Genomic DNA, 21,356 nt, shown 5'->3' with positions numbered 1-21,356 from the left:
CACTCACCCTAATTAGAGTGTCTCAACCAACTTCTGAATCTTTGAGTGGGAAATTAAATATACAGGTCCCGTTGTTTCTATTTTGCCGTTCTTTACACGTATAGCGCTCTCCTGTTCTGCCGCATAAACATCAATCTCTTCAGACAAGGGGAACAGGTAGCCTTGAACAAACGTGGCGTAGTCGCGTTGAGAATGAGATTCGTAGGCAAAATGATCAAAGCCAATACCATCATAAATTGTACTTGCTTCAACTTCATCCGTCTTATTCAAGCTTAACCATTTTACAGCCATGTTTAAGGCACCGGCGCTGGCACCCATGATAACGGCATTGCTATTCTTAATAACATCTGATAATTCATATTCCGCCAAAAATTCGTTCTGCAGAACAGGATATCCACCGCATAAAAAAATGACAGAAGCGTTCTGAATGGATCGCTGGGCATCTTCCTTCTGCATGCGGTAATCAATGAAATGATATTCATCAAAAATAATGTTAGCCTGATTCAACCAGGTCCATTCAGAAATATCATCCATGTTAATTGGCTCATCTTTATAACCAGACGGATCAGCACTAATCATGACAAGTGATTTTCTATCTTGTATATCCTCCTGCAAACAATGGACCAGCTTCTCTGGGAAAAAATGATTAAACCAACTGAAATAGTAGTGAGTACTCAAACTTAATTACCTCCATATGTATTATTTACATTCATCCATAGGAATCATAGACAACCTCTTTTTACATGCATTATACAAAATAATCCAATTTATTGATAGTACATGTACCATAACTATAACCACGTTAAAAAAAGCCCGGTCCTTCCCCCGGGCAACATACACTTTTGTATGGGTTAATTACTTATAAATTCTACCATCTTCTGATGCAATTCCTTCTCGGAACATTTTTAAGAATACTCCCTTCGTAGGTACCCATGAACCAATTCGGAGCATCTGCTTCTCCGACCGCTTGGTGAAACGATGGCATATAAGGATATACTTCAATCGTTACTTTCCGCGATGGATGATAATTCTCTATGATTTGATATCTTTACAAATGAATAATGATACGCAAAGATTGGAGTAGTTCTGGAGGGAATCACTTCATGTAACCGACTTCTCAAAATGAAGGAGAGATACTAATGAAATACACCAATGTTTTATTATCAAGCGTAATTGTCTTAGGAAGCATGGGCACGTTATCATCTGCATCGGCTTCGTTTCATACTTCTGATAAAATAGCACACGTTGCTGCTAAATCAACTTCTGTGAACGCTTCGACATACCAGAGTATATCTAAGTTTGAAAAAACAATAAGCTCAAACAAAATTGTCTGGAGAGGTGACAACATCACGATAACCGCGAACACCTTAAAGCTAGATGCTGCTGCCGATTTTGAACAAAACATCATTGACACCATTGTAGTTACTCATGGTAAAGAAAAGCACACCCTACAAACGGGAGATTTTGAAGTTAAATTATTGGATATCACTAGTATTGCTCAATCTCCATCAAATGAATGGATTGCTATCCAAGTCGAAAAAAGTGCTGGCAGCAACCTCATTCTCATGAACCTTAAAACAGGAAAGTACACCATTCTAAACGAACGTCTTGAAAAAGCAGGTAAACAAGATGTCGAAACCATTTCATCATATAATTGGTCACCAAAAGAAGACATCATTGCGTTTTCTTATGGAAATACGGAGAAAAGCACGTTAGCAATATACGACACTAAGAAAGACAGTGTTGTTTATCTCCCTCGGGCAACCAACTATATTAGCACAGGTCTAATATTATGGCATAAGAACGGAAAAAGTATTGATTATATTAGTGAGTATCCTTCAGATCAATGGATTCTTTTCAGATACGATACAGGAAGCAAAAAAGTTAAGCCTGTAAAAAAAATCACAAAAAAAGAATTTCAGCAGTGGTTTAAATTAGATAAATATCCTGCAAAATAATAAAAAAAATGATTGGACGGAAAATACGTTTTTCTTCAGTTCAACTTATATAGAAAAAAGGCGAGTCTCCATTAATCGGAGGACTCGTCTTTTGGGCTTTATTAAAATATTTAAGATGTTCCTTTTTGCTTACTCGCTTGCATCTGCTGGGCAAATCTCATCATCTCTTCAAACTCTTCCTCAGATACGGCATCCCCATCGGTGCTTATGTCTTGTACAATCGGAATTTCGGGCTTGGCTTTGGTTCCTTTGCCGTATGTACGGGTACGGGTTCCAGCTGCACCAGCAGCCTGTTTGCCTTTGACCTTGGCCTGATCACGAATATATTGGACGGCTTTCTCGTAGGAGTTCACCTGCTTGAGCAACATGTTGGAGGCGATCGCCTCAACGAAGTTACGGTTAATCCGCTGCTCGCCGCCGGATACAAGCAATGCCATCAAATAATGAATCAATACATTGATAACTTCACCCGGCAACTTGTAACTCAGATCAATTTTCTCAAATATATCGATCAGATTGTCCGGTACTGCACCTGGGAAGAACGTCTGCAACAGACGAGTATATGGCTCATTGCGCAACATCATATTATATTGATGAATATCACACTTGGTCATAAATTGTGGAGGTACTTCGACATAATATTCCATCTGTACCCCATGCTCAACAGGTGGTTCACCGGAGTCTTCTTTCCGCTCTGGCTCCTCCATATGCTGTCTCAGCGCCACAACCTTGGCCGCCTGTACGGTCTGTTGCTCATGACGCTTCTTCGTCTGTCTGAACTGCATGCTCGCCTTATGCTGAAGATCATCCAGAATCAGTTGGCCCTGTGGACTAAAGATATCATCTTCATCCAGCAGACGGCATACATCCTGCACACTGAGGTTAAACTTGTTTACTACATAATTTACAATGCCCAGTTGTTCATGATCGAAACGCAACTGTTCTACATGACGACGATTGACGGACTCCCGCGGGAAACGCAAAATAATGTCGGCATAGTTCAAACTGTTTTCTTCCACTGCATCATTCGTGCCTGTCCGCTGGGCCGTAGTTGATACTTCCGACAAAGCCTGCTCCAACTCGTAATCAATTACGTGGGTATTCAATTCAAATATATCGTAAAAGGGAACGGAAATATTCTCTTTATTGGCTGCCGGATAAGGCGCGTCCCCATTTTCCACTGCCGAGAACCCGGAACGCAGGGAAAGGACTGCGAATTTACCAATCTTGTCACGAAGCAACAGTGTCAAATGCTGTGTCCGGAAAAACTCTGCCGGAGAGAGCGGCGGTTGCAGCTCATATTCGTAGATGTAATCATCATTTTCCGGTATATATAGGCGTGAAGTCTGAAGTAGCCCCACTGCCTCAAGCTTGGATGTCTGCTCTAACAAATATTTGCGCCCTTTCTCACTTGGCTCCAAGCCAAGCGTCATGAACAGCCTCCGTTGCTGTTCAAGCGGCGAATAACCGACCTGTTCACCGGGAAGATGCTGAAACAACAGCCGATACAAGCCAACCGCAAAAGCACCTACCATGGGCTGATATGCTCCTGAAAGCATACGGTCATCCAGGGCACTAAGTCCAAACTCCCTGTATACGCAGTAGCGATGATGTTCAGTATAATGGTGCAGATTCTTCATGCGCATAGCCTGATCTCCTTCTCCCCAAAAGTATGTTTATCTATTCTATCATAAATGTCCGATCCTCAAATGTTCAAAAACAGGTAAAAAGATGGCCTGTTCTCGCTCCGTTTCGTCCTAGGTCGACATCATTCACGTTTTCGCCGAATTCAGCAAATTTCTAAAATAAAATGTCGAGAGTCGCTAGAATACTATAAAAGCTATAGCAGCAGAATACAAGTGAAGATCTGAAGAGAATGTTCTCCAGATATATATGAATACAAGTGTACAATAATCCTTCTAAATATAAATGAATAGCAAAAAAAGCCTTCCCTTTGTACTCGTAAGCGTTTACGACAAAGACAAGACTTTCACGCGATCACAGTGGCATGTGTTACCTCTTTCCAACAATCTAAAACATTCTGTACCCACCCAAACGCAACTTCTGGATCGTCCAGCCACTGATTATCGCACCAGCCAGTCCAGCGATGCCCGTCATATAGTCTACAAGCTGGAAAGAACCCAGATGTGACATCAGAGATGACGACTGATCCCATAGAGAGTATACAACAACAGGCAGAATTACAATAATGAACAGATAGGAAGGAAACCAGGTTGTCTTCATCAGCATGTTCAGAATGAAACCGATACCAAACATCATAACGAAAAATAATACCATCAATACCAACACAGGTATAAATTGCATCGGGCCCATTCACCTCTTCTTTCACACATTCAGGTTTCACTTCTGGATAGTAGTTAGTGTACCGCAAAAAATGTGGCGAAGCAACGAACTTTCTGGACAAATTTCCCTATAATTATACTCTGTTCATTTGCCCTTCTGCTTCATGTTGGGATACAATGTAAACGATAAAGCACTCACCCGTCCCTTATAGTGCGTATTCAAAAAGACCGGTTTTCAGTGCGGACTTTTTGAACAACCTCTTATAGGGATTTGGAAATATACCTTGCAGGAGGAACACAACCAATGAACGAAGCCGCATCAACACTGGAGGGCTGGTATGCCCTGCATGATTTTCGCTCGATTAACTGGGCCGCCTGGAAAGCAGCAGATGATGAGGAACGTGCTGTAGCCCTGGACGAGCTGGAGGAATTCTGGAAGGAATGGAAAGAAGTCGAGAGTTCATCCCAGGGAAGCACGGTCGTTTATACCGTAGTGGGACAAAAGGCTGACCTTTGCATGATGCACCTGCGTGAAACGCTGGAAGATCTGAAGGCTGTTGAAAACGCATTTAACAAAACGATGTTTGCCCAATACACAACGAAGTCGTATTCCTACGTCAGTGTAGTGGAACTGAGCAACTATCTTGGCAAAGAAGGCGAAGACCCGATGCAGAATCCGGAGATTATCGCCCGTCTGAAACCCGTTCTGCCACAACGACAATACATCTGCTTCTATCCGATGAACAAAAAACGTGAGCTGAATGACAACTGGTACATGTTGTCCATGGACGAGCGTCGCACCATGATGCGCAGTCACGGCATGATTGGTCGCAGCTATGCGGGTAAAGTGAAACAGATCATTACCGGCTCTGTCGGTTTCGACGATTGGGAATGGGGCGTTACGCTATTTGCGGATGATGCACTTCAGTTCAAAAAACTTGTCTATGAGATGCGTTTTGATGAAGTGAGTGCCCGTTATGGCGAATTCGGTTCGTTCTATGTGGGAAGCCTCTTGAACGAAGAAACGTTGGAAGACATGCTTAAGCTGTAAACATAATGCAAAGCACAATAAAGCACCGCGACATCTCCGTAAAGGATATTGTCAGCGGTGCTTTTTCTCATTCATGTACGTGTGGACAACCAAGTCGGGCGATGATCCATTTGCAGTTGTTCACTCTATTTTATAAGCCTATGTTAATTCTTAATCATCGTCCTCTTCATCTACCGCTTTTAGCGATTCGAGGAACTCGGCTGTGGCCCGATCACGGTCACGCCCCTTCTCTTTAAGCCGCTCAATTGCAGGCATAATGAGAATATCCACTTCTTTCTGCACGATGTAGGCCAGATCATACTGATCCTGTTCCTCGAGATAACCACCGACCTGCATCAGGGCGTTGTATCGATCCAGCTCTTCACGTGTTAATAGTCCCCGGACCTGAACACTGCAATGTCTCATCCAAAAAACCGCCCTTTCTTCAGGACTAGCGGAATACCACCAATGATGAACAGATAACGCAGATCAACCAGCTTCTTCAACTGAGCCGCTTTCCAGCCCTTGTATTTCTTGCCGCCTACAACAGCAATGGCTTCACCTTTACCCAATGAAGCAACCGTGCCTTTGCTCGTAAATACAAAAGGTTGTGGCTGTTTCTTGCGAATGGATGCCACGACGTTCTTGGCGCAGTTTACACCCTGCTGCATCGCAATCTGGGCTGTTGGCGGATAAGGCCGTCCTTCCGTGTTGAAGACCAGTGAATTATCACCAATCACATAGACATGCTCATGTCCCGGGGCACGCAGATAATCATCTACTTTCACACGTCCTCGCATCACTTCAAGACCTGCCTGTTCAAGCAATGAGTTACCGCGAATACCGCCGGTCCATACGACTGTAGCCGCATCGAGCTTTTCACCCTCACCCACAATAACCCCGTCCGGGAGACATTGCTTGATTGGAACACCAATTTTGAAAGTAACGCCCTTCTTCTTGAGCACATTCATCGCATGCTCTACCAGTTCCGGATCAAATCCAGGCAAAGCTGAAGGCGCTGCCTCTACATTGTAGATGTGCACGTGTTTCGGATTCACGTCGAACTCCTTGCACAGCTGTGGAATACGATCTGCAAGTTCAGCTACGAATTCAACACCACTGAAACCCGCTCCACCTACGACAAACCGAATACGATTTCGTTTGTTATCGTTTTTGTACATCGCAAATTGATATTCGATGTGTTCTCGAATCAGTCTGACCGAGTTAATGCTGCGGATTGTCATGGCGTGATCGAGCATCCCCGGAATACCGAAGGTCTCAGGCTCACCGCCTAGTCCAATAATCAGATAATCATAGGATAACGTGCCATCCTCCAGAATAATCTTCCGATCCTGAAGACGAATCTCCTTCACGGAAGACTTGACCAGATCAATCTTGAACTCATCAATCAGCTTGGAAATGGGTACTCTTGCATGCTCAATGGTATCCGTGCCGGCTGCCGGCATATGTAGATGTGTAGTAATATAATGATAATCATGCCGGTTCACCAATGTGACGTCGGCCTCGTTATAGTTCAATTCCTTCTGCAGCCGCTGGGCTGTCAGAATCCCGCCATAGCCCGCGCCGAGGATGACGATTTTGGGAATACTGCTCATGTCTATACCCCTTCCGGTTTCACTTGCATCAGCCCGATCTTGGGTGAGATGCAAAATGCACATACTTACAAATATTGATGATGTCTTGCCCATTATGACAACAAATGTTAACTTCGCGAATTTATTTAAACGTTTGCATCAATTTCATAACTCACTAAAAATGGATTTTATGAAACTAGATATCGACGTATCGAACCGTTTTGATCTATATCTAGACTTGATTGAAGCAACTAAAGGTTTATGAAATTGATACGTTTGCACGCAAGTTATCGTTTCAAGTTGTGAAATTAACCACAAGATTCTACAAAACACGGGATCTGTCTTCATATTACATATTGACTCTAAATTAGACAAAAAAACACATAGTACAGGTCAAGGATATCTGTATTTCTAGTAAAGATCAAGGTTTTTTTTGTTATTTTTCATAACCTTTCATTTCCAATTTCATCCTATTCTCATCTGATCTTCATCAATTGTTCCCAGTTTCGTGACGCCGCTAACTTTGCAACCCTGAATACACCGTTTATAATAGGAAAGACAGTTCAGCACCCATGCCGGTTACGATACGTAGCCTGCACATTCTTTCTGTTAACTACCTATTAAAATATGAAAGGTGTTGTTGATTCTTGACTGCACAAAATTCCAGTCATGATATGACTGATTTACTTATTATCGGTGGAGGCCCTGCGGGTCTGTTCGCCGCGTTTTATGGTGGGATGCGTCAGGCATCCGTTACACTGGTTGAAAGTATGCCACAGCTTGGCGGACAACTTGCCGCTCTTTATCCGGAGAAATACATCTATGATGTAGCCGGATTCCCGAAAGTAACGGCTCAGGAACTGGTGAATAACCTGGTTGAGCAAATGAGTCATTTTAACCCGAACATCCGCCTTGAAGAAAAGGTTATATCGGTGGAGAAAAAGGATGAGCAACATTTCGTCGTGAAAACGGATGAGAATGAATATCATGCCAAAGCCGTCATTATTACAGCTGGTGTAGGTGCATTCGAACCACGTCGTCTGGAGCTTGAAGGTGCTGCCAAGTTCGAGAAGAGCAACCTGCACTACTTCATCAGTGATCTGAATGCCTTCGCCGGCAAAAAAGTATTGATCAGTGGCGGCGGTGACTCCGCGGTAGACTGGGCACTCATGCTGGAGCCTATCGCTGAGCAAGTGACGCTGATTCATCGCCGGGACAAGTTCCGTGCACATGAGCACAGTGTCGAAAACCTGATGAATTCCAAGGTGAATGTCGTTACACCGACCGAAATCACGGAACTTCATGGGGATGACACGATTACCAAAGTAACCCTTTCCCATGTGAAAACCAAAGAAACTCAGGAAATCGAAGTAGATGACGTGATCGTTAACTTCGGATTTGTCTCTTCTCTCGGACCAATTGCCGAGTGGGGTATCGAAATTGACAGTAACTCCATCGTTGTTGATTCCCGCATGGAAACATCTATTCCAGGAATCTTCGCTGCCGGAGATATCACAACATACCCAGGTAAACTGAAGCTGATCGCTGTCGGATTCGGCGAAGCTCCAACAGCCGTCAACAATGCAAAGGTATACTTCGATCCGGATGCCAAATTGTCCCCAGGACACAGCAGTAACATGAAACGCTAGTTTTGCTGAAATAACATATATTGATACAAAAAAGGGTATCTTACTCCTGAGTGAATCCATATCAGGAGGGATACCCTTGTCTTATATATGCCCGCTGTGTAACGGTCTGGTTGTACCGGAGCAGGCTTGCCCCCACTGCCTTCAGGGACTGTTAGAATGCGGCAAATTGGATGATTACACCGGACCATACAGCCCCTACGTATTCCAACCTTCCTCTGACACGGCAGACGAAGTCGAAAACGTTTGCAATCATGTGATGTACTGTCACCATTGTCAAACAAGCACGCCATGGCCAGTCTCACTATGGGACTTGTCCGGAAACCTGTAACATTGCCTGCAATGAGGATCTCTAGTGAAGAATGGCAGATACGTCGGTACCCAGTTTGCGCTTATGGATTTCTGCCAACAGCAGTGCGATGAAATCTCGTTCGAGATTCAACTCAATCGCTTTATGGTAGGAATCCAACAACATCTCATCGGATAACATAGCCATTTCCCGCCACAACCTTTCCTTTTTTTTCCTCAAAACTATCATATCAGAGATTCATATAGAGAACAAGCGTTCTTGTTATCCACAACGATATGTGGAAATCCTGTGCATAGTTTGTTGATAAATGGAAAAAATACAGAGTAATCAACGTGTATAGTGTGGACAATATTTATGCACAGGGAGTTTGTACTACTGTCAGAACGTTTATCTGCGTATTTTTTTTGGAATAAATTCATAGTTTCAAGACTTGTTGCGAGTAAATTACCCTGTAATGTAAAATTTCAAACGGTTTTCATATCGTTTTCTTCTATATATTATCGGATTTTCTTTGAATTTTCTTGAGTTTTCCCATTCATTTTCTATTGGGGTCTGGTATTCACTTCCAGAATCCAAATCTTGCCTGAATAATCCAGTCCATAATCAAATCCAAGCTGACCTACACCAGGGAAATGTCTTTCCATAATGTACGTACATGTCAGTGTAAGGGAACGCATCTCCCGGCGTTTGTGCCGACCGGATATATGTGGCAGGGATAAACCAAGAGCTCGCCTTCCTGATAACATGGTTCCACCCTTGCTCAGATTCGTCACACAGAGTCCGGGACGAGCGAGTCGTCCTACTAAGGAACGGAATACCCAGCCTCGTTCGGTTTTGACCACTTTGACTCTGTAATCAACAGGTCTCCCTTGAATTGTTGCCAGATGAATGCCTTGCTGGATCAAGTACTTGCGTCTAGCCTTTACACGCACTAGAGAGCGATACATCTGGCTGAAACTGGTGAAAGAACGGGTCGTTTTCATATGGGTGTATCGATAAGCCCCACCGCTCGCCGATACCCGGATGACACCGTAACCTCCGCCTCCTACAATAGGTTTGACATACACCATTCCATAATGACTGAGCATTTGCAGCAGATTACCCGAGTTGAATGCCTTGGTCTGTGGGATATGGACAGCAGCTACCGGGTATTTCATCAGAGCCGCTGTCTTCCGCCATTTGCTTGCAAGTTGTCTCGACATGGGTTGATCTCCTTCCTTGAAACAATAGTCCTTCCTTATACATACTCAACAGAAGCCTTGCTTTCTTGGATGTCTGTCCACGGCAAAGGCCCCTTTTCCATGTAACCTGTCCCAGGGGTGATGGCGGAAACGGGAACAAGCGCCCGGTTTGCTTTTCAAACAAGTCAATCTGTCGTATGCTACTAAGGAATGGCTGGAAGGGCTTAAATATGAGGATCTAAGGAGCGTTCTGAACAAATGGAAGCATTTTTCAAATCACTTTATGGCGTAGCCTATTTTGCAATGTCGATCGTTCTGGTAGCTGTTACGGTACTTCTCTTTGTCACAGGTATTCGACTGTTTATGCAAAAGCGTAATCGCGGCTTTGCCGTGAGTTGTCTTATATTTGCCTGTTTCATCGTCTTTATCATTGTTGTTATGTTAACTACGCCCTTCTCTGCCACACCGCCGGGTTCACCGGAAGCCATGGCTGCCCTTCTTCACTTCGGGTAGTTGAACCTCTGTAGAAGGAGATGCTTATGACACGTACTAATGAAACCTTAGGAATTATTGATATCGGCTCGAACTCCATTCGTCTAGTTATATATGAACTGGATCAGGATGCAGCCTATCGCATCATTCATGAAGACAAATACGCTGCTCGTCTGAGCAGCGTTGTTGAGCCGGATGGTACCATCCTTCGCCACTCTTTGGATAAAGCCATCACCATCTTGCGTCAATTCAAAGCGACCTGTGAAGCGTATCAGACCAAACTGATTCGCGCAGCAGCTACCGCAGCTATTCGTAATGCAAGCAATGTCCTGGAGATTATTGAATGGCTGGAGACCGAGACGGGGCTTACCATTGAATGTGTATCGGGAGATCGGGAGGCCTATTATGGGTTCCTTGGTGTCACTCAATCCATTGATCTGGCAGACGGTTACGTCGTGGATATTGGAGGCGGCAGCACAGAGATCACGGTCTTTCAGGATCGGAAGAGGTTACATAGCATCTCCCTCCCTATTGGTGCAGTGAATTCACATGCTCGTTATGGGGGCGAAGATCAGTGGACCGAGGAAAATGCAAATGCATTATGCAACGAAGTCATTGAGGCTCTCCGTGGACAGGATTGGATTCGTGAGCACCCTGGTCTGCCACTCATCGGACTTGGCGGCACAATGCGTACACTTGCCAAAGTGGAACAGAAGCGTACCCAGTATTCTTTGCCTGTGAGCCATCATTATGAGATCAGTGAGGAAGCGATGGAGAATATTGCTCGCACCTTGCCACATCTCACCTCAGCACAGCGTAAAAAGGTACCTGGGCTCGCCAAAGATCGCGCAGACATCATTGTGCCCGGCGTACTGATCCTGCGAACCATCTTCCAGTTAATACAGGGAGATCGTTATGTGGTTAGTGGTGCGGGTCTACGAGACGGGTTGTTGCGTGATTACATGGCTGGAGGTCAGCCGGTCGTTCCAGACGCGCTGAAAGACAGTATCCGCAACTTTATCCATTTTGGTCCGCCTATTCCAGAGAAACGTCTGCAACGGATTCATCAGGATATGGTTACCCTGTATACGGCATTACAAGGTACCCCTCCTGATCAAGCAGATGCCCGAATCCTGTATGCATCCTCCATGCTGCACATGGCAGGTAAGCAGATTAACTATTTCCGTTATACACAGCACTCGGCCTATTGGATCATGAATTCAAGCATCTATGGACTTTCTCATCGGGAGACCATTCTAAGTGCCAGTGCAGCTGATTATCATCCAAAAAAAAGAACGCCCCAGCTGCTGAATAAGCACCGGGACATTCTGAAAAACTCGGATGAGCGGCATGCTCATCGTATTGGCTCTCTGCTGCGCGTAGCTGAAGCCATCAATCGATCCGAAAGCATCGCTGCGATTGAAGCAACAAAAGAAAACGACTCGCTGCAGGTGCAATTCACCTGTACAGCTGAGCCGTTACTGGAACTTGATGGCCTGGAAGAGGCCGTCAAGGATCTGAAGGAAGCCTGGGGAGTTACGTTAACGCACTCCATTCAGCAGGCTTCCAAGGGATAATACCCATGGCCTCCGTCTGACTTCTCAGCGGGGGCTTTTCATTTTTTACAAATACATAATTGCCACCAGGCATAAGCTCTCTGGCTTTGACATTATCCATAAGGGACAGATTAAGAATATCGACCAGCATTTTCTTCAGCTCTGGATCGAACACGGGACACATCAGTTCAATTCTTCGATTCAGGTTACGTGTCATCCAGTCTGCACTGGAGATGAATACATCCGGGTTGCCGCTATTTTCAAAATAAAACAACCGTGAATGCTCCAGAAAACGATCCACAATGCTAATGACCCGAATATTCTCACTGAGCCCCTCTACCCCCGGACGCAGACAACATACACCACGCACAATCAGATCGATCTGCACGCCGGCTTGAGAAGCCTCGTATAATTCATCAATCATTTCCTGATGGGATAAGGAGTTGATCTTGGCAATGATTCTGGAAGGTTTCCCTTTCAGCGCGTGCTCCGTTTCTCTACGAATCAGTGCAAACAACTCATCCTTCATACCATCCGGAGCTACGCGGAACGCCTGCAATGCCTTCGGACCGGAGTATCCGGTAATCTCATTGAACAATTCGGATGCATCTTCCCCAATAATCGGATTAGAGGTGAACAGTCCCACGTCCGTATACACTTTGGCTGTACTCTCATTATAGTTACCGGTTCCTACATGAACATAACGTCTCAGCCCCTGCTGTTCCCTGCGTACGACAAGAATGATTTTGGCATGGGTCTTGAGTCCAACCAGTCCATAAACCACGTGACATCCGGCCTTCTCCAGCTTACGGGCCCAAGCAATGTTGCGCTCTTCATCAAACCGGGCTTTCAATTCCACCACCACCGTGACCTGCTTACCACTCTCAGCGGCAAGTGCAAGTGCCGGAATAAGGCGTGAATCGCCATTGACCCGATATAATGTCATCTTGATAGCCAGAACTCTTGGATCTTCCGAAGCCTCCAATATAAAATCAGTGACTGGTTCAAACGATTCGTATGGATGATGCACCAGTACATCGCGTTTGCGCAGCAACTCAAAATGACTTTCTCTTGGGAGAAACTCAAGTGGGTAGACTGGCTTCACCGGACTGTATTTCAGATGTGAGAAACTTTCCAGACTGTCCACGAATCCCGCCAAAAAACTCAGATCGAGTGGTCCATCAATTTCATATACCGGGTCCTGAATATCAAATTCATCCTGCAATTCCAATAAAGCATCCGGACGAAAATCCTTACAGACTTCCAGTCGTACAGGAGCCCCGCGGCGTCTGCGTCGCAATTCTTTTTCAATAGCCTCAAGCAGATCTTCCGCTTCTTCTTCATTAATGAACAGATCCGCATTGCGGGTCACTCGGAACTCCTGTGCAGCAAGCGAGATATATCCGCTGAAGAGCGTATGGATATGATGTTTGATAAGATCTTCAATCAATATGAATGTTTTCTTTTTGCTATTCGCCCGAATGGGAGCCTGAACTACCCGCGGCAGATTGGAAGGTACCTGAACAATAGCCATAAACGGCTCGCCCTCTTGCTCCCCTTCCTTCTGTAACATCACGGACAGATAGACAGACTTGTTGTGTACCAGTGGGAACGGACGACTCTGGTCAATCGCCATCGGTGTGAGTACCGGAAAAATAATTTCATGAAAGTATTGGTCCATTGCGCGCTGCTGTGTCACATTAAGATCTGTATATTCCTGAATGTTCACGCCTTTCTTGGCGAGTAGACGAATGAGTTCACGATACGTTTTATACTGTTCGGCGACCATGGTCCCGGTTCGCTTGATCAATCTGCGGTACAATCCCGAAGGCGTGTATCCTGTAAAATCTTTTTGCGTGAATCCGGCCTTGATCTTCTCTTTTGTCTCTGCCACCCTTACACTGACGAACTCGTCCAGATTACTAGCGACAATGCCGAGAAATCTCATGCGTTCCAGCAGAGGCGTTGTTGGATCCTGGGCCTCCTGAAGTACGCGCCGATTAAATTCAACCCAACTCAAATCACGATTAACGTAGTTACCTGTTTTGACGTCTCTATGCATGTATGGCCTCCGAATGTGTTGCATATCTATTCTTGGTTAGAAGTTCTCATATAATTGTACTATTCGTAATCAACATCAAGCGTCAGCGCAGTGTAAACGCTACGTAAAATTTATGTAAATGATACCTCATGGCCGCAACTTTTTCCATCCCTTTACAAAGGTCAATAGACAGAGTAAAGTGAAGTACAGTGTGATTTGGTCCGGTTGCTTGTTCTCATTCCAAATATATTTGATTAAAGGAGTATATAATGAAATCCAACAAACCTAGAACGTTACAAAAAAATATAGAGTTTTTCACGGCTGCACTATCGCAATGTATGGTAAGCGCATGGCAGGAAGACCCGGCTGGCGTCTATTGCGAGGTAGGTTGTGGCATTGTGGAACGAATCAGTGAAGACAGTGTGCGCATCCGAAACAATGACGGAACAAAGAGCCATTATGCACGAGATATCACGATGTTCCAGACTGAAAAATAATTTTGCATAAATACGTAAAAAAGACTAGCTTTCCGAAACAAGGTGTTGTATACTCTTGCCACAAGGAAAGGAGGTGCGTCAACATTTCTAATGTCATGTTGAACGTGTCCCTTACCCGATCCACTAGCTCAAATTAAAAGAGTCTGGTGGAGGCGCGGGATACGGATCAATGTTTTAAAAAGCGCCACGGGTAGAAAAGCCGTCTTCGGACGGCTTTTTGTTTTGTCTTTTTTCTGTAGAGAGGTTGAGAAAACACCCGAAATATTGGAAATAGACCCTTTAGTAGCGCCAACCAAGATGGCTATAATGAAGATGCAACTCAACCAAAATCCGAGGAGGCATCTTGTAATGTTCAAAAATGTAAGGGGTTTCAAGACATCCATCATGTTGGCTTTTGTTTTGTTATTCACCTCCATCCTGTTGCCCGCAGGTCAGCATGCCAGCGCAGCACCAAGTTTCGCCAAAGGAGCCGACATCAGCTGGGTTCCCGGAATGGAAGCCCAAGGCTACAAATGGAAAGATAAAAACGGAGTTCAGCGTGACATCATTGATATTTTGAAAAAAGACTATCAAATCAACTCCGTCCGCATTCGGGTATTCGTTAATCCTTCGAATGATTATGGGAACGGTTACATGAATAAGGATCGTGCGGCTACACTCGCACAGCGTGCCAAAAATGCCGGCATGAGTGTAATGCTTACCCTGCACTACAGCGATTCCTGGGCAGACCCTGGTCAACAAACTAAACCTGCTGCCTGGAAAAACTATACGTTCCAACAGCTCATGGATGCGGTATGGAACCACACTCGTGATGTCATGACGGCGATGCAGAGCAAAGGCGTTACCCCGGACTGGGTACAGATCGGGAATGAAACAAGCAACGGCATGTTATGGGAAGATGGCAAAGCATCCACCAACATGAAAAACTATGCGTGGCTGGTGAATACAGGCCATAATGCAGTAAAATCCCTGAGCAGCGGTACCAAAACCATTGTGCATCTCGCAGGTGGAGATGATAATGCCCTCTATGTATGGAATATTGGTGGTTTGATCAATAACGGAGCTAACTTTGACATGATCGCCATGTCCCTCTATCCTTCAGCTTCCGGCTGGAACACCGCTGTGACGAATACGGTAAACAATGCCAAGGATATGATCAACCGTTATGGCAAAGAGATCATCATCTCCGAAATTGGCATGGACAATAACCAGGCTGCAGCTGGAAAAAGTTTTGTTGCCGCGATGAAAAACCAAATCCGCAATTTGCCAAACGGCAAAGGAAAAGGTGTATTCTACTGGGAGCCTCAGGCTACACCAGGATACAATGGCGGCTATGGCAAAGGCGCATGGCAGTCTAATATGATGCCGACGGCGGTCATGGAAGGATTTATTGACTAGGTACGGTGGGTAGAAGTGCGGGCTTTGGGGGGCAGCGTGGTGGCGTTCCGGGGGCGGATCGTTCTTATGATCGCTGTTATCCCCAGATTTTATGAATTCCCCTTGTAAGGGGAAAATCCGGGGATAAAGGCGAACGCTCCGCTTCTTCAGAATCGATTCCGCCCCCTCCACTACGTTACTGCTCTGTGAGGCACTTCTAAACCGTGGGTAGTCAAATGGATTAAGTAGTAAGGTAAAACAAGTGCACGAAGGCGCTATTCCTGTGGGAGTAGCGCCTTTTTGTGATGAAGTGCGTTGAGGTTGCGGCTTGGTGGGCGTTCCTGGATCGGATCGGGCACTTCTCAAGCGTGTCGATCAATCGGGGAGGGGTGCACCACTCGGGCTGGAGACTGATGTTCTTTTGGCTTACATATGAATATAATAAGTTTATTGAGATAACACATAGGATCAACTTCTTATTGGAGCGGGGGAAAATGGATGAGTTTCTTAAAAGGGATAGGTCAATTGGCTGGGGAAGTTACCGGAAAAGTGTTGGGTGGCAGCGTCAGGGTTGTTGGTGAGATCGCAGGTAGCCCCTTTATCAAAGAAATCGGGAACGGTGTAGAGAAAGCTACGATCAATACAGGCAAAACCGTTGGACAACTGGCTAGTGGTACATATGATCTTGCCAGTGGTGCAATTCGAAAAGATGATACTACCATAGACGCGGGGCTTGCTGATATTGGAGGTGCCGTAACCACTACTGCAAAAGGTGTAGCGATATCAGCCAAGTATGTATATAACAGCGGTAAAGATGTTGTTGTGGGCATAAAAGAGGAAGATAAGGACAGAGTCAAGCTGGGTGCCAAGAATCTTTTAGCAGCCGCTGCGGTAACAACACTCGCTGTAGGTGTCATTGATGCAGTTGATGGGCCTGAAGGTATGGATACGTAGGAATCCGAATTAGATCACTAATAACACAACAACTGAAGAAATACAGCCTAGCAGGGCAATAAAAATATGGAGACAACTAAATGAGATTTTTTCAAGTAAAATCCGTTGTCTCTTCTGAATAAAACATGAGTAGATGAACACCGTTATCACAACGGGCAGATATAAATGAAGATCCGGACCATCCGTGCTCGGTAATAGTTTATTAATATATCCACCTATCGTCTCGTTGACCATCATGAACCCATATATACTACCGATTATCGCTGAAACTGCAAACTGAAATAGTATCTTAACTACAGCCTTCTTTACAAAGAATGGATTACGTTTGCGGTAACCGTTATTAACCATCATATATCTGTCGCCTCCTCGTTTTTCCATTACTATTTTTGATTACTATTCCTGTATTTTACCATAACATTGATCAGCCTTCCTTTTTAGTTTTATCGACCTATCGCTCCCCACAAACAAAAAAATTACCCTCTCCACCTCATTGGTGGAAAGGGCAATTATGGCGATACCAGATACCTCTCTACTCAACTGACCTTAGCAAGTCTCGTAGCACGCATGGATGCAGCAGCGTACACGATGAGTGCTGTCCAAATGAGCGCGAAACCAACGAGCAGAACTGGCGAGACCGTTTCCTTGAACACAAACACACTTAGGATCAGCATGATTGTCGGCCCAATATACTGTACGAATCCGAGTGTGGACAATGACATTCGAGCAGCCGCCCGTGCAAAGAACAGCAGTGGCAGCGCCGTCACCACGCCGGAAAGCAGCAGTTCGAAGAACATCGGTGCAGGCAACGTCCATGCCGTTGCTTTTCCCACAATGGCCAAGTAGATCCAGTAGCCGAGTGCGATGGGCAGAACTACAGCTGTCTCCGAAAATAAGCCCACTGAAGCATCTTGCTTGATCTTCTTCTTCGCCAGACCGTACAAGCCAAATGACACGGCCAGCGAGATGGCAACCCATGGGAAACGTCCGTAGTCGATAGCGATGATAAGCACCGCGACACCAGCGATGGCAATCGCGAGCCATTGTCCACGGTTTGGCTTTTCATGAAGGAAGACAACCGCCAGCAGCACATTCAGTAACGGGTTCAAATAATAGCCCAGACTTGTCTCAACCACATGACCGTTGTTAACTGCCCAGATGAAGATCAGCCAATTAATAGCAATTAGCAGTCCACTTGCGGTAAGGGACAGCAGGGTCGAACGACTGGTCAGAATTCGCTTCATGTCACCCCAACGACGTTGGACGGCAACGAAAATTCCCATAAAGACAAATGACCAGACGACCCTGTGCGATAAAATCTCGCCTGCCGGTACATTTTCAAACAACTTCCAATACAGCGGGAGAACCCCCCACATGATATACGCAATGATTGCGTTGATTAATCCACTATTCATAACTGTATCCCCTCTTATTGCTCTGATATCTCAACGGATTATACGCCTCGATCCTCGTTTAAGTAAAGGGGGTAATAGGTCATACAGGAATCCATTCCTAGTTCAAATGACTTTTCTTTGAGCAAAATTCCCCGTTTAGCGCTACCAAATTATACTTTGCGGTTTTTCTTTCTTACTATCATAAAGAGGATAAAAATCGCCGCAAATACGACTATACCTACGATATACAAATCGATGTCTTGCTCAAACATAAACCACATTTTGTGTTCTAAGTTTACTTGTTGTTTGGGTGGATATCCTTCCCCGAATAGTTCAGTTGCTTGATTAATATTGTTCATTTCGATGGTCGAACTGCACGGACTACTGCTTAACTCGCCATTTGCTTCACTAAAGTAGATTAAGTATTTGTTACCTTCCTTGAAATCAAATCCCCAAGTATAGTTCGTTGCGATCATTAGTTGAGAGTCAACTTCAGTATTCCAACTCCTCTCAGCTTCCACTAAAATATATCTAATTTTCTCTTTTGTGCCCGTAAACCCCTTTTGCTTTAAGTCCACCTTTACTTGCTTTACTTCTCCATAAACAGCTCCATCATATATTTCTAACTGTTCTTGGGGACCTCCCGATTCAACACATGACAAAGCGTTAGCATTTTGTGCATTTGAGATAAAAAACACGGTAGAGAAACAAAATATTAACGCGAGTATACGAAACTTCAGTTTTCCCACCTTCTTCTCATCATCTTAATTCGTACATCTTTATTGACCTGTCTAACAGGAAAAATGTTGCATTTTTCCTGGCTTTAGGTGGATCAACAAAGAAGCAACCAACCGGACACAGTTGGTTACTCCACTTGGCTTTTTAAGTTTCGTATTTCTTTTTCCATTCTTCACTCCATTTTTGAAAACTTTTTCCCGTTACTTCTTCCAATGTTTTTCCATCCAACGAATATGGTGCTCCATCCATTGCTGCATTTGGGAAGGATGTCCCCCCTATAACTTTGCCTTCACAAAGTATTATTGAAACTTTGGATTTACTATCGTCTAACGTTCCCAGAGGATGGTTTGTTACTGTAAAGCTATACACCGATATTTCCATTCCGAAATACTGTTCGGGTTCTACTTTTTGAACCGCCCATGTCTGTCTATATGGTATCGTTTCCGTTATCCCGTAGAGTAGTTTGTCTTTGCTTAGAGTGTATTTCTGAACTTGACCATCGTACGAAGAAATTTTATAACCTTTTGCCTTAACATATTCTGTCGCAGTCTTTTGATCACCTGTGATCGTGAGTTCATCTGTACCCAACATCGTGACCTCGTTATTGCACCCAGCAATGATAAAAAAAACTAGCCCTAATACAATACGGATAGGTTTAAAATACATCAAGTTCTCCCCCCGCAACGTGAAGTAGTTTATTCATTTTTTTGACGATTAGTTTATTAAAATGGTTTTACTATTCTGCCGTTACATTAACAAAAAAGCTGCCGACCCTTTTGATCAACTGCCGAATGGTGTTCATTTTATTGACGTTCCTCCAACATGAAACACACCAATTACAGTTTCACCATCCTTGTCATACAGTGGAATATCCCACCCGTCTGGTGATCTGCTGTTCTGTATCGCAATAGCTTCTTCAGGTGTTTTTGGTTGCTCGCCATCCATGTCTTTTTTCAGCAGATATCCTTCTGTACCATCCACACCAGTAGCCAGGATTAAATCAGGTTCCGTTTCTGGAGAAGTCGCATATGCGGCAGAACCATATGTCTGTCCATTCTTATTTTTCGGATAAAGAGAAGTGATGTGAATTTGATTCATCGCATTTTTAACGTTTGGATATTGGGATAACCCCGAACCACTCGATACACTAATCATTAAAGCCACAAAGATCAATAGTATAACTCCATTAGAATACATCTTCACAACTGTTCACTCCCTTATACTTTTAGGCTCGCAGAAAATCTGATTAAAAGAAGTAGGCCTTCCATATAATCGCATTTACATCCCATATTTAGAATAATATAACATAAATTCAAAGGAGTAATTGGAAGTGAACGATAATCATCTAACCTGTCTAACTTTATTGCAGAACATCCCTCTTCGATAACATAAAAAAACGGACACCGATCTGTGGAGATCAGCGTCCGTTTGTATGTTCCATATAATAATTTAAAAGTGTTACTTCACTTCGCCAACAACGGTAAAGCGCTCGTTTTTGTGTTGTGGATTCTCGATCTCATCAACCAAAGCAATCGCATAGTCTGCATAGCTGATGTAGCTGTTGCCTTCACTGTTCACGAGAATAACGTCGTTGCCTGCTTGATATTTGCCGGTGCGTACACCTTCTGGATTAAAGAATCCAGCCGGACTCAGGAATGTCCATTGAATACCTGAAGATGCTTGCAGATCCTGCAAGTTTTGGCCTTGGTTCGTTGCAGTTGCTTTATATGCATCAGGGAATCCTGGGGATTCAAAGAGACGCAATGTCTTGGACTCGTCTGTGAACAGGCTTCCTGCTCCACCCACAACGATCAGACGAGTGTTTGGTGCATCTTTCAGGATGTTGATCAACGCTTGTCCTACTTCCACATGCAGGTTTTCTTTACCCGCCGGTGCACCAAATGCATTTACAACCACATCAAAAGTTTTAACATCTTCAGCTGTAAGATCAAATACATCTTTCTCCAGCGTATTCAGGCTTTTATCTTCCATTTTGGATGCATTACGAACGATTGCCGTTACTTTATGCCCTCTGTCTGCCGCTTCTTTCAAAATTACACTTCCTGCTTTGCCTGTTGCACCAATGATTGCAATGTTCATCATGATCTCTCCTTTAAATTATCGATATGGTTTATGTTTGATCTTTATATTGTAACTATAATTGTTACAACTAAACTTGTCAACCGTATTATCTTCTCTCTTTAAAACCTCGTAAAATGAAAAGATTTGTAGTAGGATTTCTACCTTTTATCGTTCTTCATTCCGAATTAGAAAGGCCCTGTCCATC

General features: G+C 44.3%; 22 protein-coding genes. 9 read left to right on the top strand and 13 right to left on the bottom strand.

All coding sequences use genetic code 11. From position 1 onward, the window contains the following. Positions 1-12: 12 nt before the first annotated feature. Positions 13-678 carry a Type 1 glutamine amidotransferase-like domain-containing protein gene (locus IFU39_RS27350; protein WP_192135902.1) on the bottom strand — a complete coding sequence of 222 codons (666 nt, stop codon included), beginning with the start codon at positions 676-678 and terminating at the stop codon, positions 13-15. A gap of 461 nt (positions 679-1,139) precedes the next feature. On the opposite strand from IFU39_RS27350, the gene IFU39_RS27345 reads away from it, so the two are divergent. Beyond that, positions 1,140-1,958 carry a hypothetical protein gene (locus tag IFU39_RS27345; protein WP_192135901.1) on the top strand — a complete coding sequence of 273 codons (819 nt, stop codon included), beginning with the start codon at positions 1,140-1,142 and terminating at the stop codon, positions 1,956-1,958. Between the two features lie 110 nt (positions 1,959-2,068). Here IFU39_RS27345 and IFU39_RS27340 read toward each other — a convergent pair whose 3' ends face one another. Next, complete coding sequence (locus IFU39_RS27340) at positions 2,069-3,604, bottom strand: helicase DnaB (protein ID WP_192135899.1); 1,536 nt, start codon at positions 3,602-3,604, stop codon at positions 2,069-2,071. Between the two features lie 385 nt (positions 3,605-3,989). After that, entirely contained in the window at positions 3,990-4,283 is a 294-nt protein-coding gene (locus IFU39_RS27335; RefSeq protein WP_091020829.1) for a YuiB family protein, read from the bottom strand. A gap of 282 nt (positions 4,284-4,565) precedes the next feature. On the opposite strand from IFU39_RS27335, the gene hemQ reads away from it, so the two are divergent. Further along, the gene (hemQ, locus tag IFU39_RS27330; protein ID WP_091020828.1) at positions 4,566-5,312 is read left to right on the top strand and encodes a hydrogen peroxide-dependent heme synthase; all 747 of its coding nucleotides are present in this window, start codon (positions 4,566-4,568) and stop codon (positions 5,310-5,312) included. A 150-nt stretch (positions 5,313-5,462) separates the two neighbouring features. On the opposite strand, the gene IFU39_RS27325 is transcribed toward hemQ, so the two are convergent. Continuing rightward, positions 5,463-5,717 (bottom strand): hypothetical protein, encoded by a 255-nt coding sequence (locus IFU39_RS27325; RefSeq protein WP_091020827.1) that lies wholly within the window; start codon positions 5,715-5,717, stop codon positions 5,463-5,465. After that, positions 5,714-6,907: an NAD(P)/FAD-dependent oxidoreductase gene (locus tag IFU39_RS27320; RefSeq protein ID WP_192135897.1), complete on the bottom strand. Its 1,194-nt coding sequence runs from the start codon at positions 6,905-6,907 to the stop codon at positions 5,714-5,716. Before IFU39_RS27320 ends, IFU39_RS27325 begins: the two co-directional genes overlap by 4 nt. A gap of 653 nt (positions 6,908-7,560) precedes the next feature. Between IFU39_RS27320 and IFU39_RS27315 the strand changes: the two genes are divergently transcribed. Together IFU39_RS27315 and IFU39_RS27310 are read left to right on the top strand one after the other, a co-directional pair. Further along, on the top strand, positions 7,561-8,535 hold the full coding sequence (locus tag IFU39_RS27315) for an NAD(P)/FAD-dependent oxidoreductase (protein ID WP_210109929.1): 975 nt from the start codon (positions 7,561-7,563) through the stop codon (positions 8,533-8,535). 76 nt (positions 8,536-8,611) lie between these two features. Further along, positions 8,612-8,863, top strand: a complete 252-nt coding sequence (locus tag IFU39_RS27310) for a hypothetical protein (RefSeq protein WP_074096361.1) — start codon at positions 8,612-8,614, stop codon at positions 8,861-8,863. A 21-nt stretch (positions 8,864-8,884) separates the two neighbouring features. On the opposite strand, the gene sda is transcribed toward IFU39_RS27310, so the two are convergent. Together sda and IFU39_RS27300 are read right to left on the bottom strand one after the other, a co-directional pair. Continuing rightward, on the bottom strand, positions 8,885-9,028 hold the full coding sequence (sda, locus tag IFU39_RS27305) for a sporulation histidine kinase inhibitor Sda (protein ID WP_017692430.1): 144 nt from the start codon (positions 9,026-9,028) through the stop codon (positions 8,885-8,887). A 356-nt stretch (positions 9,029-9,384) separates the two neighbouring features. After that, the gene (locus IFU39_RS27300; RefSeq protein ID WP_091020825.1) at positions 9,385-10,044 is read right to left on the bottom strand and encodes a YheC/YheD family protein; all 660 of its coding nucleotides are present in this window, start codon (positions 10,042-10,044) and stop codon (positions 9,385-9,387) included. 237 nt (positions 10,045-10,281) lie between these two features. On the opposite strand from IFU39_RS27300, the gene IFU39_RS27295 reads away from it, so the two are divergent. Together IFU39_RS27295 and IFU39_RS27290 are read left to right on the top strand one after the other, a co-directional pair. Beyond that, positions 10,282-10,536 (top strand): hypothetical protein, encoded by a 255-nt coding sequence (locus tag IFU39_RS27295; RefSeq protein ID WP_017692428.1) that lies wholly within the window; start codon positions 10,282-10,284, stop codon positions 10,534-10,536. A 26-nt stretch (positions 10,537-10,562) separates the two neighbouring features. After that, positions 10,563-12,092, top strand: a complete 1,530-nt coding sequence (locus IFU39_RS27290) for a Ppx/GppA phosphatase family protein (RefSeq protein WP_105601289.1) — start codon at positions 10,563-10,565, stop codon at positions 12,090-12,092. On the opposite strand, the gene ppk1 is transcribed toward IFU39_RS27290, so the two are convergent. Continuing rightward, on the bottom strand, positions 12,052-14,133 hold the full coding sequence (gene ppk1, locus IFU39_RS27285) for a polyphosphate kinase 1 (RefSeq protein WP_091020823.1): 2,082 nt from the start codon (positions 14,131-14,133) through the stop codon (positions 12,052-12,054). The two genes, IFU39_RS27290 and ppk1, sit on opposite strands and share 41 nt — an antisense overlap. 248 nt (positions 14,134-14,381) lie before the next feature. On the opposite strand from ppk1, the gene IFU39_RS27280 reads away from it, so the two are divergent. The 3 genes from IFU39_RS27280 to IFU39_RS27270 all read left to right on the top strand — a co-directional run bounded on the left by IFU39_RS27280 (position 14,382) and on the right by IFU39_RS27270 (position 16,940). Next, entirely contained in the window at positions 14,382-14,609 is a 228-nt protein-coding gene (locus tag IFU39_RS27280) for a hypothetical protein (RefSeq protein ID WP_017692425.1), read from the top strand. A 348-nt stretch (positions 14,610-14,957) separates the two neighbouring features. Beyond that, complete coding sequence (locus IFU39_RS27275) at positions 14,958-16,007, top strand: glycoside hydrolase family 53 protein (protein WP_091020822.1); 1,050 nt, start codon at positions 14,958-14,960, stop codon at positions 16,005-16,007. 477 nt (positions 16,008-16,484) lie between these two features. Then, positions 16,485-16,940, top strand: coding sequence for a hypothetical protein (locus tag IFU39_RS27270; RefSeq protein ID WP_192135895.1), 456 nt, complete (start codon positions 16,485-16,487; stop codon positions 16,938-16,940). 533 nt (positions 16,941-17,473) lie between these two features. On the opposite strand, the gene rarD is transcribed toward IFU39_RS27270, so the two are convergent. The 5 genes from rarD to IFU39_RS27245 all read right to left on the bottom strand — a co-directional run bounded on the left by rarD (position 17,474) and on the right by IFU39_RS27245 (position 21,169). Next, complete coding sequence (rarD, locus tag IFU39_RS27265) at positions 17,474-18,352, bottom strand: EamA family transporter RarD (protein WP_192135893.1); 879 nt, start codon at positions 18,350-18,352, stop codon at positions 17,474-17,476. Between the two features lie 149 nt (positions 18,353-18,501). Then, positions 18,502-19,080 carry a hypothetical protein gene (locus IFU39_RS27260; protein ID WP_206759598.1) on the bottom strand — a complete coding sequence of 193 codons (579 nt, stop codon included), beginning with the start codon at positions 19,078-19,080 and terminating at the stop codon, positions 18,502-18,504. Between the two features lie 133 nt (positions 19,081-19,213). Beyond that, positions 19,214-19,735, bottom strand: coding sequence for a hypothetical protein (locus IFU39_RS27255; protein ID WP_192135889.1), 522 nt, complete (start codon positions 19,733-19,735; stop codon positions 19,214-19,216). A gap of 132 nt (positions 19,736-19,867) precedes the next feature. Next, entirely contained in the window at positions 19,868-20,272 is a 405-nt protein-coding gene (locus IFU39_RS27250) for a hypothetical protein (RefSeq protein WP_146117108.1), read from the bottom strand. Between the two features lie 255 nt (positions 20,273-20,527). Then, the gene (locus IFU39_RS27245; RefSeq protein ID WP_192135887.1) at positions 20,528-21,169 is read right to left on the bottom strand and encodes an NAD(P)-dependent oxidoreductase; all 642 of its coding nucleotides are present in this window, start codon (positions 21,167-21,169) and stop codon (positions 20,528-20,530) included. Positions 21,170-21,356 lie beyond the last annotated feature (187 nt).

This window comes from Paenibacillus sp. CFBP 13594 (assembly GCF_014842675.1).
GTDB lineage: Bacteria > Bacillota > Bacilli > Paenibacillales > Paenibacillaceae > Paenibacillus > Paenibacillus amylolyticus_B.
Note: the sequence above shows the minus strand (reverse complement) of the source record. Positions and strands in the feature narration are given on the sequence as shown.

Coding starts and splice junctions, on each gene's coding strand:
- IFU39_RS27345 (WP_192135901.1), top strand. CDS start 1,140: ATGAAATACACCAATGTTTTATTATCAAGCGTAATTGTCTTAGGAAGC.
- IFU39_RS27340 (WP_192135899.1), bottom strand. CDS start 3,604: ATGCGCATGAAGAATCTGCACCATTATACTGAACATCATCGCTACTGC.
- IFU39_RS27335 (WP_091020829.1), bottom strand. CDS start 4,283: ATGCAATTTATACCTGTGTTGGTATTGATGGTATTATTTTTCGTTATG.
- hemQ (WP_091020828.1), top strand. CDS start 4,566: ATGAACGAAGCCGCATCAACACTGGAGGGCTGGTATGCCCTGCATGAT.
- IFU39_RS27325 (WP_091020827.1), bottom strand. CDS start 5,717: ATGAGACATTGCAGTGTTCAGGTCCGGGGACTATTAACACGTGAAGAG.
- IFU39_RS27320 (WP_192135897.1), bottom strand. CDS start 6,907: ATGAGCAGTATTCCCAAAATCGTCATCCTCGGCGCGGGCTATGGCGGG.
- IFU39_RS27315 (WP_210109929.1), top strand. CDS start 7,561: ATGACTGATTTACTTATTATCGGTGGAGGCCCTGCGGGTCTGTTCGCC.
- sda (WP_017692430.1), bottom strand. CDS start 9,028: ATGGCTATGTTATCCGATGAGATGTTGTTGGATTCCTACCATAAAGCG.
- IFU39_RS27300 (WP_091020825.1), bottom strand. CDS start 10,044: ATGTCGAGACAACTTGCAAGCAAATGGCGGAAGACAGCGGCTCTGATG.
- IFU39_RS27295 (WP_017692428.1), top strand. CDS start 10,282: ATGGAAGCATTTTTCAAATCACTTTATGGCGTAGCCTATTTTGCAATG.
- IFU39_RS27290 (WP_105601289.1), top strand. CDS start 10,563: ATGACACGTACTAATGAAACCTTAGGAATTATTGATATCGGCTCGAAC.
- ppk1 (WP_091020823.1), bottom strand. CDS start 14,133: ATGCATAGAGACGTCAAAACAGGTAACTACGTTAATCGTGATTTGAGT.
- IFU39_RS27280 (WP_017692425.1), top strand. CDS start 14,382: ATGAAATCCAACAAACCTAGAACGTTACAAAAAAATATAGAGTTTTTC.
- IFU39_RS27275 (WP_091020822.1), top strand. CDS start 14,958: ATGTTCAAAAATGTAAGGGGTTTCAAGACATCCATCATGTTGGCTTTT.
- IFU39_RS27270 (WP_192135895.1), top strand. CDS start 16,485: ATGAGTTTCTTAAAAGGGATAGGTCAATTGGCTGGGGAAGTTACCGGA.
- rarD (WP_192135893.1), bottom strand. CDS start 18,352: ATGAATAGTGGATTAATCAACGCAATCATTGCGTATATCATGTGGGGG.
- IFU39_RS27255 (WP_192135889.1), bottom strand. CDS start 19,735: ATGTATTTTAAACCTATCCGTATTGTATTAGGGCTAGTTTTTTTTATC.
- IFU39_RS27245 (WP_192135887.1), bottom strand. CDS start 21,169: ATGAACATTGCAATCATTGGTGCAACAGGCAAAGCAGGAAGTGTAATT.